7 protein-coding genes and 1 pseudogene are annotated in these 14,135 nt (G+C 64.5%); 2 read left to right on the top strand and 6 right to left on the bottom strand.

Translation table 11 applies throughout. From position 1 onward, the window contains the following. Both I2E26_RS08525 and I2E26_RS08520 read right to left on the bottom strand, forming a co-directional pair. Positions 1-405: pseudogene (locus tag I2E26_RS08525) on the bottom strand (ribosome small subunit-dependent GTPase); the annotation flags it as partial. Between the two features lie 333 nt (positions 406-738). After that, a complete protein-coding gene (locus tag I2E26_RS08520) occupies positions 739-3,417 on the bottom strand; it encodes a calcium-translocating P-type ATPase, PMCA-type (RefSeq protein WP_195420391.1) in 2,679 nt (892 codons plus the stop codon). 447 nt (positions 3,418-3,864) lie between these two features. On the opposite strand from I2E26_RS08520, the gene pyk reads away from it, so the two are divergent. Both pyk and I2E26_RS08510 read left to right on the top strand, forming a co-directional pair. Continuing rightward, positions 3,865-5,325, top strand: a complete 1,461-nt coding sequence (pyk, locus tag I2E26_RS08515; RefSeq protein ID WP_147588797.1) for a pyruvate kinase — start codon at positions 3,865-3,867, stop codon at positions 5,323-5,325. A 381-nt stretch (positions 5,326-5,706) separates the two neighbouring features. Beyond that, complete coding sequence (locus I2E26_RS08510) at positions 5,707-6,798, top strand: hypothetical protein (RefSeq protein WP_195420390.1); 1,092 nt, start codon at positions 5,707-5,709, stop codon at positions 6,796-6,798. 208 nt (positions 6,799-7,006) lie between these two features. Here the strand turns inward: I2E26_RS08510 and I2E26_RS08505 are convergent, their stop codons facing one another. The 4 genes from I2E26_RS08505 to I2E26_RS08490 form a co-directional block, all read right to left on the bottom strand. Beyond that, a complete protein-coding gene (locus I2E26_RS08505) occupies positions 7,007-7,831 on the bottom strand; it encodes a hypothetical protein (RefSeq protein ID WP_195420389.1) in 825 nt (274 codons plus the stop codon). A gap of 148 nt (positions 7,832-7,979) precedes the next feature. Further along, positions 7,980-10,454 (bottom strand): phenylalanine--tRNA ligase subunit beta, encoded by a 2,475-nt coding sequence (gene pheT, locus I2E26_RS08500; protein ID WP_195420388.1) that lies wholly within the window; start codon positions 10,452-10,454, stop codon positions 7,980-7,982. A gap of 227 nt (positions 10,455-10,681) precedes the next feature. Beyond that, entirely contained in the window at positions 10,682-11,758 is a 1,077-nt protein-coding gene (gene pheS, locus I2E26_RS08495; RefSeq protein WP_195420387.1) for a phenylalanine--tRNA ligase subunit alpha, read from the bottom strand. 548 nt (positions 11,759-12,306) lie between these two features. Continuing rightward, a partial coding sequence (locus tag I2E26_RS08490) for an S-layer homology domain-containing protein (RefSeq protein ID WP_195420386.1) occupies positions 12,307-14,135 on the bottom strand: 1,829 nt, incomplete at its 5' end.

Genomic DNA, 14,135 nt, shown 5'->3' with positions numbered 1-14,135 from the left:
CGGCAGTACCGCCTCGATCATGCCCATATCGTGGCCGGAATCGCAGCGAACCGCCACGCAATCGCCAATAGCCGGCAGCATCTCGGCGCCCTTGGCAAACGCCACGGCATGCTCGGCTCGCAACGTTATAGCGTCTGTAGCAACCAGGGGAAATCCGCGGTCCAGCCGCACGACCCAGCCCAGGCGCATCGCATCGGCAGCCGTTTGCTCGCCGTCGGCGCGCATCTTGGCCACGAATGCCTCGAACGTCGCGCGCTGCGCTTCATCCACCGTGAAATCTTCGAAACGGGGAACATCCTGCAGCACGTCGAGACGCGGAAGCTGCTCCACGAGCTCCTCGGCGCTCGGCCCGGACGGACGCCTCTTCCCATGAGCCTTCTTCGGCTTGCCCTTCGATCTTGCCACGCATGCTCCTCGCACTGGGTCCATGTACTTTCCTGTGATGAGTATACCAACCAGGGCCGCCCCATACATAAAAGGGCCGCTCCGTGTTCCGAGCACGGGGCGGCATGCACATGGGAGCCTATGGGGGCGGAGAGGGTGTTTCCTTATGGCTCTACTCGAGCTTGTATCCAATAAATCGTTTTATATCGCCGCACATTCCCGCTCACATGATTCACACGTTCCAAGCACCGTCCTTACACATTCGGCGTCGCGCCATAAAAAAGGGATCCGGACGGATCCGGATCCCTTGCATTCCGTGGGTTGCCAGGACTTCTGGCTTGGACGCGAGACGCGCTATGCGTTCTTCTCGACCTTGCGCATGATGGCCTTGTAGATCTCCATGATCGGGATGATCAGGAACGCGAGGCCAAGGGCGGCGAGCAGGGCCATCGGATCGAGCGTCATGAAGCCGAAGACCTCGGCCAGGAAGTCGACCTCGACGGGGATGACCGTGAGCACCAGCGCGAGGGCGGCGGCGCCCCACAGCCACTTGTTCTGCGTCTTCATGGAGAAGATGGAGGCGCGGCGGCTGCGCATGTTGAAGGAGTGGAAGATCTCCACCATGGACAGCGTGATGAACGCCATGGTGACGCCCTCGGCATCCGGCACGCCGTCGAGCAGCATGCCCATGTCGATGTAGCCGTTGTGCAGGAACATGCCGGCGAAGAAGGACGCGAGCACCAGCAGGGTGATGATGACGCCCTGGAAGGCGATATCAAGGCCCATGCCGTCGGCGAAGACGCCGTCGGACGCCTTACGCGGCTTGCGCTTCATAACGTCGCCCTCAGCCTCCTCCATGCCGAGCGCGAGCGCGGGCAGGGAGTCGGTGATGAGGTTGATCCACAGCAGCTGGACCGGCTGGAAGATGGTGAAGCCGATGAGCGTGGAGACGAAGACCGAGAGGACCTCGGCGATGTTGGCGGACAGCAGGAACTGGATGACCTTGCGGATGTTGTCGTAGATACGACGGCCTTCCTCCACCGCGTTGATGATGGTGGCGAAGTTGTCGTCCGCAAGGACCATGTCGGCGACGTTCTTGGTGACGTCGGTACCGGTGATGCCCATGCCCACGCCGATGTCGGCGCGCTTGATGGACGGAGCGTCGTTCACGCCGTCGCCGGTCATGGCGACGATGTTGCCCAGGCTCTTCCAGGCGTCGACGATGCGGGCCTTGTGCTCGGGCTGTACGCGAGCGTAGACGGAGATCTCGGTGACGCGGGTCTTGAAGTCCTCATCGGAGATCTTGTCGAGCTCGGCGCCGGTGATGGCCTGGGAAGCGTCCTCGACGATACCCAGGTCCTTGGCGATAGCCACAGCGGTGTCGATGTGGTCGCCGGTGATCATGACGGGGCGGATGCCGGCTTCCTTGGCCTCCACGATAGCCGCGGTGACCTCGGGGCGAACCGGGTCGATCATGCCGGACAGGCCGCAGAACACAAGATCGTGCTCGAGGGCCTCAGGCGCGAAGTCGGTCGGAGCCTCGGCGTAGGTGCGGTTGGCGAGCGCCAGGACGCGCAGGGCCTGGTCGGCCATGGCCTTGTTGGCGGCGAGGATCTGCTGGCGGCGCTCATCGGTGAGCTCCACGACCTGGCCGTTGTCGTACACATGCGTGCACAGGCCGATGACGACGTCGGGAGCGCCCTTGGTGAACTGCTCGAAGTCGCCGTCGACGTCCTTGACCACGACGGACATCATCTTGCGGCCGGAGTCGAACGGGGCCTCGCCCACGCGCGGACGCTCGGCCTTGAGGGTCTTCATGCCCGCCTTGGCGGCATCGTTCACGAGCGCGCACTCGGTGGGCTCGCCGACGGCCTCGCCCTTCTCCTCGTCCCACTCGGCGTCGGAGCACAGCGCCATGCCGGCGAGGAACTTGTCCTCCGGAGCGGCGAGCTCGTGCTTCACGACGGTCATCTTGTTCTGGGTGAGGGTGCCGGTCTTATCCGAGCAGATGATCTGGGTGCAGCCGAGGGTCTCGACGGCGGTCATCTTGCGGATGATGGCCTGACGCTTGGACATCTTGGTGACGCCCATGGACAGCACGATGGTCACGACGGCCACGAGGCCCTCGGGGATGGCGGCGACGGCCAGCGACACGGCGACCATGAAGGTGTCGAGCATCATGGCGGGGTTGGAGCCCAGCTCGCCGAAGTGGCGAACGATGTCGACGGCGAAGATGATCACGCAGATGGCGAGAACGAGCTTGGTAAGGATGCCGGAAAGCTCGTTGAGCTTCATCTGGAGCGGGGTGAGCTCCTTCTTAGCATTGGTGAGCGCCGTGGCGATCTTGCCCATCTCGGTGTTCATGCCGGTGCCCACCACGATGGCGCGGCCGCGGCCGTACACGACGGTGGAACCCATGTAGCACATGTTCTTACGGTCGCCCAGCGGCACGTCGTCGGCATCGGCGGCGAGCGCGATGACGTCGGCATGCTTCTCGACCGGGACGGACTCGCCGGTAAGGGCGGCCTCCTCGATCTTCATGGAAGCGCTCTCGATCACGCGGCAGTCGGCCGGCACGGAATCGCCCGCCTCGAGCAGGACGATATCGCCGGGAACCAGCTCGGAGCTGGGCAGGTGCATGAGCTTGCCGTCGCGGATGACCTTCGACTGCGCAGCGCTCATCTCCTGCAGGGCCTCGAGCGCCTGCTCGGACTTGGCCTCCTGGACCACGCCGAGAACCGAGTTGAGGATGACGACGGACAGGATGATGGCCGCGTCAGCCCACTCGGGCTCGCCCTGAATGAAACCGGTGATGACGGAGATGGCTGCCGCCACGAGCAGCATGATGACCATGGGGTCCGCCATCTGCTCGAAGAAGCGCTTCCACATGGGAGTCTTCTCTTCTTCGTCCAGCTTGTTCGGGCCGACCTTCGCCAAACGCGAAGCGGCCTCGGAGCCGGACAGTCCCGTTTCGGCATTGGAAGACTGCTTGGTGAGCACGTCCTCGGCCGAAACCAGGTACTCCTTTTCCATATTCCCTCCTGGAACTTTACCCGTAGGGACGCGGTGCCCCGCACCCCATTCCAACAGCATGACACCCGATTATAATTCCCCCAGGAGGGGCAAGGGCTTGTCATAGGTCGATATGGTACCCAAGCGCTGCGCCCTTAGTACGAAACCCGACAGATGCTCCAGAACTACAGGGATCGCTTACACGAGCTTGACGCCAGCGGGCGCGGCCGCCTCGAAGCAAGCGCCCAACCGGCGCGCAATATGTGGAGCGCCGCGGGTTTTTCCACACGAGACCTCGATTTTGGCTGCCGCTGGGTATCCGAATCCAAGCGCCTAGCAGGAATAACCTTCCGTTCGCGCAGTGAATACTTGACTCAGGCGTTCGAAAGTTATAACTTCCGCCGATTCGTTCACCTATAATACTTCTCGGTTGTAAAGCGCTATAAGCCACGTCAGATGGAGGTCTGAATGTACAAGCGCACGAAAATTGTATGCACCATGGGTCCCGCCTGCGACAGCGACGACATCCTGCGCGAGATGATGAAGGCGGGCATGAACGTCGCCCGTTTCAATTTCTCCCACGGCTCCTACGAGGAGCACCACGGCCGCATCGAGCGCGTCCGCCGCATCGCCGCCGAGCTCGATCTGCCCATCGGCATCCTGCTCGACACCAAGGGCCCCGAGGTCCGCACCGGCCTGCTCGAAGGCCACAAGAAGGTCTCCGTCAAGGCCGGCGACCCCATCATCGTGACCGCCGAGCCCACCACCGAGGAGAATCTCGGCACGGCCGAGCACATCTCGCTGGATTACCTTAACCTCCCCAACGAGGTTAAGCCCGGCTCGCACATCCTGATTGACGACGGCCTCATCGACCTGCAGGTCGAGCGCGTCGAGGGCTCCGACATCCATTGCACCGTCAAGAACAACGGCGAGATCGGCGAGCGCAAGGGCGTCAACATCCCCAACGTCGATCTGAGCCTGCCCGCCATCACCGAGCGCGACCGCGAGGACATCCTCTTCGGCATCTCCGAGGGCGTCGACTACGTTGCCGCCTCCTTCATCCGCAGCGGCAAGGCCGTGCGCGAGATCCGCGAGTTGCTCGACAGCAACGGCGGCGAGCACATCTCCATCTTCCCCAAGATCGAGAGCTCCCTGGGCGTCGAGAACTTCGACGAGATCCTCGAGGAGTCCGACGGCATCATGGTCGCCCGCGGCGACCTGGGCATCGAGATCGCTCCCGAGCTGGTTCCCTTCGTCCAGAAGGAGATCATCTCCAAGTGCAACGCCGCCTATAAGCCGGTTATCACCGCCACCCAGATGCTCGACTCCATGCAGCGCAACCCGCGCCCGACGCGCGCCGAGGTTGCCGACGTCGCCAACGCCATCTACGACGGCACCGACGCCGTCATGCTCTCCGGCGAGTCCGCCGCCGGCATGTACCCGGTCGAGGCCGTGAAGATGCAGGCCAGCATCGCCATGGAGACCGAGCGTCACCTGCCCGCGCACCGCGAGCTCAAGGTGCCCGCCGGCGCCCACGGCACCCGCGTGATCAACAACGTCGTGGGTCTGTCCGCCGTCAACATGGCCACCACCGTTCGCGCCCGCTGCATCACCGTGCCCACCACCACCGGCCGCTCTGCCCGTCTGGTGAGCCACTTCCGTCCCAACCTGCCCATCGTCGCCTTCACGCGCAACAAGTGGGCCGTGGCCAAGATGCTCATGTACTGGGGCGTCGTTCCCTTCCACGTCGAGACCGAGGGTGACGACGTGAGCCTCACCGCCGAGCACGCCATCGAGGCTGCTCGCGATCGCGGCTACCTGAAGAAGGGCGACATCACCGTCGTTACCGCCGGTGATCCCAAGACGTCCGTCACGCTGGAAGACAAGATCACGTCCACCAACGTCGTGTGCGTCGCCCAGGTGCGCTAGTTCGGCACCGCGCTCCCGCAGCATGCTTGCAAAGGACCCGATGGCGTGGCCATCGGGTCCTTTTTCATGCCGCCGAAGCGGCCAATTCCCTTACAACCAGCACGATGCGCGCAAATGTACGATTTTCTGCGGAAGTGTCAGATATAGCCAAAATGACAAGCGCTCTACCTGCGGTTTTGTTTTGTAAAACCGCCCTCTACTTTGCCCTCCTAGAAAAAGTCGTACATTCGCGCGCTTTTCCGCAATCGGGTTCGCGGCAGGTGCCCGGTCGTAGACGGATGTTGATAAAAACCAGGGCATTTTCTGCGCCACTTCGCACTATCTCGCATGATGCGGCTGCGTTTTGGGTATCCGTGGCACATGCGTGAGGGAGGGAGCACCATGCACGAATGGTTTTGCGGTTCGACGGCCTTTCACTGCCTTCGAACGCCGCCGCAGGTAAAGTCGCTGTATCCACTTTTTCCCGACATAGGGTTTCCCGCGGGGAGACGCCAGGTTAAACACGATTACGACGCTTCAACCGGCTGGGCAAACGTATTGGGGCCGCTCCCCCTTCACGCTATCGTGCGCGATCCGTCGCTTCGCCGGCCCAGCCTTGTTGTAAAGCCACGCGTTTGGACGGGCGACCTCCCAGCGGGCGCCTTCTACGATGACGAAGACTTGGGCATCACATATGCGTCTCCGGCATTCACGGTGTTCACCATGGCGCCGCAGCTCTCGATTACGCAAATGATCATGGCCATGTACGAGCTCACGGGATCATGGAGCATCTACCGTCCCAACCGGGAAATACAAATCCAGATCGACCATATGGAAAATACGAGGCTTGCATGGGTCGGCGGCTGGCAACAGGTGCGGACCACCCGCGGTCTCGCCACCTCGCTGTGGAAGCGCGGCCCCCTTATTACCACCCACGAACTGCTTGCGTTCGCGCGCGGCATATCCGGGATGCGCAATGCTCAGAAGTACCTGCGCGCCGCAGCGCGCGTTCAAGGCGACACCGCGTCGCCGCTGGAGGCCAGGCTATCCATGCTGCTCTCGCTACCGCCCCGCGAGGGCGGAGAGGGCTTCCCGCCATTCTTTGCCAACTACCGTATCGCCTATTCGCACACGGCGGCCACGCTCGCCGGCAAGCACACGTGCTATGCGGATATCTTCTTTCCGGCCACCGAAACCCATCCGGCGATCGACGTCGAATGTCATGGTCACAGCGTGCACGACGGGGATGCGCAGGGTGGCGTCGACGCCAATCGCAGTCTTGCGCTCCAGCATATGGGCATCGAGGTGATCCATGTCACGCATGAGCAGCTGGCAGACATCGACCGCTTCGAGGCTTTTTGCGATCATCTTGCCGCGCGCCTGCGCTTCAAGCGCCGATCCAAGACAGAGGCGATGCTGAACAGGCGCGACACCCTCCGGTCGGAGCTGTTCGGCAGTTGGGAGACGCTGGGCGGCGGCCTTGTCGTGACGTGACGCCCCCCTGCGCCATGCGGCGACAATTCTCGCGGCGGCGCGCTCAAGACACGCCCGAACCCCTTTTCCGAACGACCCGGTTTTCGTGAAGACCGCCGAATGGCTTCGCGTCCGGTTCCGCAAACAGCAACAGCTTGAAAACGAGCCCGAGCCCCTTCCTTCACGTGGGGCATGGCAGCGACGGGCGACAGGCGACGCGCCGGGTTTATCAGCAGACGGCGCGCTCGGTATAGAGGCGCTCGAGGGTGTCGCCCACCTCGGCAAAGGTGACGTTGAAGAATTCGTCGCTCAGCAGCTGGTAGGGCGGGTGGTCGCCGGCTCCCTCGTTCACGCGCACGGTCTCGTGCGCCACGCCCACGGCCGCCAGCACATCGTCGCGCTCGATGGGATACTGCGAGAACCGCTCAGCCGCCTCCACAAGACGAGAGCTTGCCACCGGGATGAGCGAAAGCCCCCGCGTGCGTCCGAACCAATCGAAATCGCTCTGCTTCTTGATACGGAACGACTCGCTCGGCTTGCCACCGTGAGCCGCCAGATATTCGTGCACGCGAGTATTCCAAATGTTGTCGGCCACCAGATGGGCCCACGCCCCCAGCGCCATGTCGCGGCGCGACGCCTCGAGATCCGCAGGCGCAACCTCGAGCTGCCGGGACGCCCCCGCCTCCGATGCATCGAAGATGGGACGCCCCCCGTTGTCGTAGCGCTCGGGAAAATGCGCGTGGTTGATACGTTCGCGCTCGTCGACGATGCTGCGCACCGCGACGGGCGCTGCCGGCGCCACCGAAAGCAGCGGCTCCACATGCTCGGTCCAGAAATCGTGCTCGCGCGGCTTAGGGATGTGCTCGGGCTTGGCGAAGTGCGTGATGCGATACGGAATGAGCCCGACCACGCCGGGAACCATGTAGCCCACGCGGATGTCGGGGACCAACCCGCCGAACAGAAACGCGTTGCGGTCGCACAGCGCACGCGCAAGCGCGCCGTTACGGGCAAACACATCTTCGGTATGGGCGAGGTGGATGTTCCAACTTGGCATAACAAGCCGCTCCTTCGCGGTGTGGAAAGACCTCCTTGGAACGCGTCCAAGGAGGTCGAAGCTACAACGATCATATCAACCGGCCCGCACGCCGCCTGGATCGCCCGACAATTAACGGATGCAACCGGACACCAGGAGGAACCGCACCCTAGGAGCGAACCTCGGCATTGAGGGCCTTGCACACCTTCGTCACGATCTTCTGGTGCGCCTTCTCGACTTCCTCACTCGTGAGCGTATGGTCGTCAGAACGATACGTCAGCGCGAACGCCATCGACTTCTTGCCCTCGCCTACGCGCTCGGCGTCGCGATACACGTCGAAGAGGCGCACGTCGGCCAGCAGCTTGCCACCGGCGCTCGTGATGCGGCGAACCAGGTCCTCGCAGGTGCATCCCTCGTCCACCACGATGGCAAGGTCGTGCTCGACGCTCGGGAACTGGGAGAACTCGCGATAGGCCTCCTGCGAGCCCGCACCCTTGATGAGCGCATCGAGGTTGAGCTCGAAGGCGACCACCGGGATATCGATGCCGTAGACGTCGCGCGCATCCGGGTGAATCTCGCCGACCCAGCCGAGAACGGTGCCGCCGGACAGCACCTCGGCGCAGCGGCCGGGCTGGAGGAAGGCATAGCCCTCGCCCTCCGCGGCGCGGAAGCGTACCTTAGGCGTGCGAAGCTGGGCCAGCAGCTCCTCGACGACGCCCTTGCCGTCGAAGAAGCGCAGGGGCATGGGCTTGCGGCTCCACTCGACGTCGCCCATCGAGCCGGACATGACGCCGGCCACGCTCTCGCGCTCCTTAGGCGCGCTCGCGTTCTCGCGACCCAGGAACAACGTGCCGATCTCGTAGAGCTGCACGTTGGCGGTGCTATGCGAGATGTTGTACTCGACCGCCTGCAGCAGCCCTGGGATCAGCGAGCGGCGCATCTCGGTCTGCTCGGCGACCAGCGGATTCATGATGCGCACCGGGCAGCCGAGGTTCTCGGTACCCATCTTGATGCGCTCGAGGTCGCCCGGAGCCGCGAACGAGAAGTTCATCGTCTCGTTGAGGCCGCAGGCGCGCAGGACGCTGCCGACCCTGCGGGTAAGGCGCTGCTCGCGCGTAAGGCCGCCGATGTGGTTCTTCGCCGCCGGAATCGTGGCCTCGACGCGGCCCATGCCCCACAGGCGCAGGACCTCTTCGACCAGGTCGATCTCGCGCGGGAGGTCGGCGCGGAAGGTAGGCGGCGTCACGCGGAACACGGTTTCGCGACCCTCACCCGAAACCTCGACGGTGCAGCCCAGACGGCCGAGGACGCGCTCGATGTAGGACGCCTCGATGGGCGCGCCGCACAGGTCCAGGACGCGGGCGTAGCGCAGGTCGATGGCCTCGACGGCCTTGGGCGCAGGATACACGTCCACGCAACCGGGAGCCACCGTGCCGCCGGCGAGCTCCTCCATAAGGGCGCAGGCGATGTTCGCCACGTCCACGCAGCCGGTCTCATCGACCTGGCGCTCGAAGCGGATGGATGCATCGGAGATGAGTGCGAGGTCGCGGCTGGTGTGGGAGGTGCGACCGGCGTTGAAGCAGGCACTCTCCACCAACACGTCGACCGTGGCGTTGGTGACCTCGGAATCCATGCCGCCCATAACGCCTGCGAGCGCGACCGGGGTCGCACCGCCCTCGCCCGTGGCGATGAGGCCCATGCCCGCGGTAAGCGCGCGCTCCACGTCGTCGAGGGTGCGGAAGACCTCGCCCTCGCGCGCCGCGCGCACGGCCACGGTGCGGCGGCCGTCGCGCTCCTCGAACGCGTTGAGGTCGAAGGCGTGCAGGGGCTGGCCGGTGAGCATCATCACGTAGTTGGTGATGTCGACGATGTTGTTATGCGTGCGGATACCGCAGGCATTGAGGCGCTGGACGAGCCACTCGGGCGAGGGGCCGACCTTCACGTCGCGCACCACGCGCGCCACGTAGCGGTCGCACAGGCCCTCGTCGACGAGCTCGACGGAGACGGTATCGGCGGTCGCGGCGCCGGACTCGGCTTGCACGGCGGGCAGCTCCACATGGAAGTCGCGGTCGTAGATCGCGCCGACCTCGCGCGCGATGCCGATCATGGACAGGCAGTCGGCGCGGTTGGGCGTGATCTCGCAGTCGAGCACGGTATCGGACGTGCCAACATACTGGGCGAACGGCATGCCGACGGGCGCATCCTCGGGCAGGATCATGATGCCCTCGTGGTCGGCGGAAAGGCCGAGCTCGCGCGCAGAGCAGTTCATGCCCATGGACACGACGCCGCGCAGCTTGCCCTTCTTGATCTTGATGTCGCCGGGGAGCTCGGCGCCGATCATGGCGGTGACGATGTGGTCGCCCGCATTGAAGTTCTGCGCGCCGCATACGATCTGCAGCGGCTGCGCGTTGCCCTCGGCGTCGACGTTGTGAGCGCCCACGTCGACCATGGTGACCCACAGGTGATCCGAATCGGGGTGGGCCTCCTTGGAGAGGACCTTGGCCGTCACGATGTGGTCGAAGGACTCGCCCACGGTGTCGATGGACTCGACCTCGGTGCCGGTGCGGATGAACTCGGCTGCAAGCTCGGAGGGATCCTCCGGCAGCTCGACCATGCTCTTCAGCCAGTCGTAAGAAACTTTCATCTCAAACCTTTTCTATCGAAGCCTCAAATTGGGGACAGGCACCAATCTGAGGCGTTATCTCTACTTCATGCCTCGATTTGGGGACAGGCACCAATCTGAGGCGGAAACTCAACAACAGGTACGGGTTGTCCAGGGCCTCAGGTTGGCGTGAAAGAGGAGGGCGCACGCCTGACGCGCGGCGCCCGACGATTGAACGCCAAGATGCGGTGCCCGGGCAAGCCGTCAGCCTAGAACTGGTTCAGGAAGCGCATATCGCCCGTGACGAGAGCGCGCAGGTCGGGCAGGTCGTAGCGAAGTGCCGCGATGCGCTCCACGCCGGCGCCGAAGGCGAAGCCGGAGTACACCTCGGGGTCGATGCCGCAGTTGCGCAGCACGTTGGGGTCGACCATGCCGCAGCCCAAGATCTCGATCCAGCCGGAGTGCTTGCAGAAGGGGCAGCCCTCGCCACCGCACACGCCGCAGGAGACGTCGACCTCGCAGGAAGGCTCGGTGAACGGGAAGAAATGCGGGCGGTAGCGCGTGGCGCGGTCCTCGCCGAACATGCACTTCACGAAGTAGTCGAGCGTGCCCTTCAGGTCGCCGAACGTGATGCCGCGGTCGACGACGAGACCCTCGACCTGGTGGAACTGGGGCAGGTGGCAGGCGTCGGCCGTGTCGGGACGGTACACGCGGCCCGGGGCGATCATGTAGATGGGCGGCTCCTGGTTCTCCATAGTGTGCACCTGCACGCCGGAGGTCTGGGTACGCAGCAGCACGTCGGACTCGCTGTGCGCATGCTGCTCGGGATGAGCCGCGGTGCCCGGCGCGTTGTCCTCGACGTAGAAGGTGTCGCGCGCCGAGCGGCTCGGATGGTCGAGCGGGGCGTTGAGCGCGGTGAAGTTATACCAGCTCGACTCGACCTGCGGACCGGTCTCCACGGTGTAGCCGATACCGCAGAACACGTCCTCGATCTCCTCGATGATCTGGTTGATGAGGTGCTGGTGACCCAGCTGCGGACGCACGCCCGGCAGCGTGATATCCACGGCCTCAGTGGCCATGAGCTCGCGCACCGCCGCGCGCTTGAGCTCCTTCATGCGGCCCTCGAGCAGCGTTTCGGCCATGCGGCGCATCTCGTTGGCGCGCTTGCCCAGCACCGGGCGCTCCTCGGGCGTGATCTTGCCCATCATGCGCATCAGGCTCGTGATCTCGCCCTTGCGGCCCAGCAGGGCCACGCGCGCCGCCTCGAGCTTCTCGCTCGATTCAGCGCCCTCGATCAGCTCCTTGGCGCGTGCCTCCAGCTCTTCGAGCTCGTCGATCAGACTCATGCAAACCCCTCTCGGTTTTACGTTGTCGCGTCTATCCATGAAAAAATCCGCCCGTGGGCGCGTGCTCTCGCACTGCCCAAGGACGGATGGAATTCCGCGGTACCACCTCGGTTGGCCGCCGGTTTTCTCTCCGGCGCACCCTCTTTTGACCCATGTCGCGGGGCCGCGCGGCTCCCCTACTGAGTGCGCACCCGCCCGATAGAACTCGACGAGGCGACCGTTCAAGTCGCTGCTCGGGAGTGAACTCGTGTCCTCGCTGCCGCAGGCGGGCTTTCAGCCGGTGACCCACCCTCTCTGTACCGCAGCGCATGAGGCGCACAACCTCTCCGTCAACGCATTGGTCACTATGATAGCACAGCACGGTGTGCCCGCGACGAATGCCGCACGAATCGAAGCGGATGCGCCCTCGCCCCATGACTCGAAAGATGAAAGGGCGCACGAGGCGCCCTTCGGGATGGTGGGCGAAGGGGCCCGGCTCGAAAACCGGGCCCCTCGCATCGCCTGGTCGGCAGGAGCGATAGCCCTCTTCCGGGGCAACGCCGGTAGTGCTACTTCAGGTCCACCAGGTCCTTCTGGTCCATGCGGTGGATGAACGCTGCCATGTCGGCGCGGGCGATCATGTCGTAGGGACGGAACTCGGAGCTGCCGTCCTCGAGCGTCCAGCCGGTGGACACGCCGGCGTCGGCGAGCCACAGGACGGCCTCGCGGTGCGGAGTGCCCTCCTCCACGTCGGCGAAGCCCTTATCGGTCTCGAACTTCGGCTCGCCGGCCATGCGGTAGAGGAACGCGGCCATGTCGCAGCGCGCGATCTCGGCGTAGGGGCGGAACTCGGCGGTGCCGTCGGCGGCCTCCCAGCCGGTGGAAACGCCCTCGGCCGCCAGCCACAGGACGGCCTTGTAGTGCGGGGTGCTCTCATCGACGTCGGCGAAGGAGACGCCCTTCGCGTCGAACTCCGGCTCGCCGGCGAGGCGGTAGAGGAAGGCAGCCATGTCGGCACGCCTCACCGTAGCATACGGGCGGAAGCTGAGGGTGCCGTCGGCGTTCTCCCAGCCGGAAGCGATGCCGTTGGCGGCGAGCCACTCGATATCGCCCTTGTGCGGCGTATCGGCTACCACGTCGACGAAGGAGACCTCCTCGACCCCCTCCAGGCCGGCCCTCGCGTCGGCGAGCGCCTTCGCGGCGGCGTCGACCGCTGCCTGGTCGGCCTTCTCGTCAGCCAGGACCTTCTCGGCCTCGGCCAGGGCGCGGGCGAACGGCTTCCAGGAAGCGGACTTGTAGTCGTCGGCCTTCAGCTTCCCAGCCTCCTCGACGGCAGCCTCGAGCTTGGACCTATCGACCTGCGGGGCCTCCTCCTTCTTCAGGCCGGCGTGCGCGTCGGCGAGCATCTGGAGCGCCAGGTCGACGTCGGCCTGGCCGGCCTTGTCGCTCTCGAGGACCGTCTTCGCGGTCCTGAGGGCGGACTCGAAGGCCTTCCAGGAGTCGGCGGTGTAGCCGTCGGCCTTGATGTCCTTGACCTCGTCGTACTTGGCCTGGAGCTTGGTCTTGTCGACCTCGGGCTCGGGCGTCTCGCCCTCGCCCTTCACCAGGCGATAATAGCTATCCTGCAGCGCAAGGTGCGCGGCGTTGAGGTCGACCTGCATGGGAGCCTTGGCGTCCAAGACCACCTTGGCCTGCTCGAGCGCCTTGTCAAAGGCCTTCCAGCTCGCAGGGTCATAGTTCTTCGAGGAAAGATCCTTCACGGAATCGTAGAAAGCCTTGAGGTCGTCCTTGCTCGACGCGACGCCGGTACTCGCCTCGACGCCGCGGGCGGCATCGCGGATGGCGGTGACCAGGCCGGCGACATCGGTCCGACCGGCGACGAGCGCCTTCTGGCCCTCGAGCAGCGCGGCGACCAGGGCCTTCGCATCGGCTTCCGAAGCACGGGACACGTTGACGTCCTCGCCGTTCTCGATCATATCGGCAAGCGTGTTGTCCTGCGCAGCGGGTTTGGACGCGAACGTCACCTCGTGGATCTGGTACCAGTTGCCAATAGACTCAGTCAGCAGGATGCGGACGCGGCGGACCGGCTGCTCCTCGAAATCGAAGGTCCACTCGGCCTTCGAGTTATCCATGCTGCCCACTTTGGTCCACGCATCGCCCGATGCCTCGGCGCTCACCTGGATATCCGCGCCCCTGATGGCGTCTCCACCAAGATCGGCGGTTTGCAGGATGGATACCGCCCGCATCTGCAAGGCCTGCGGGAACGTGAACACGACCTCGTCGCCCGCTTCCTGAGCGGAATTGAACCAGCACTTGGTCTCGGGGTTGCCATCGATCATGTTGTCGTACGGGAATCCGCCGTCGAAGGTGTACCAATCGACCGTCGCGTCGATCGAGG

The sequence above is a fragment of the Collinsella sp. D33t1_170424_A12 genome (genome assembly GCF_015554865.1).
Classification (GTDB): domain Bacteria; phylum Actinomycetota; class Coriobacteriia; order Coriobacteriales; family Coriobacteriaceae; genus Collinsella.
The sequence above is the reverse complement of the archived record's forward strand: the minus strand, read 5'-3'. Positions and strand labels throughout refer to the sequence as shown.

Coding starts and splice junctions, on each gene's coding strand:
- I2E26_RS08520 (WP_195420391.1), bottom strand. CDS start 3,417: ATGGAAAAGGAGTACCTGGTTTCGGCCGAGGACGTGCTCACCAAGCAG.
- pyk (WP_147588797.1), top strand. CDS start 3,865: ATGTACAAGCGCACGAAAATTGTATGCACCATGGGTCCCGCCTGCGAC.
- I2E26_RS08510 (WP_195420390.1), top strand. CDS start 5,707: ATGCACGAATGGTTTTGCGGTTCGACGGCCTTTCACTGCCTTCGAACG.
- I2E26_RS08505 (WP_195420389.1), bottom strand. CDS start 7,831: ATGCCAAGTTGGAACATCCACCTCGCCCATACCGAAGATGTGTTTGCC.
- pheT (WP_195420388.1), bottom strand. CDS start 10,454: ATGAAAGTTTCTTACGACTGGCTGAAGAGCATGGTCGAGCTGCCGGAG.
- pheS (WP_195420387.1), bottom strand. CDS start 11,758: ATGAGTCTGATCGACGAGCTCGAAGAGCTGGAGGCACGCGCCAAGGAG.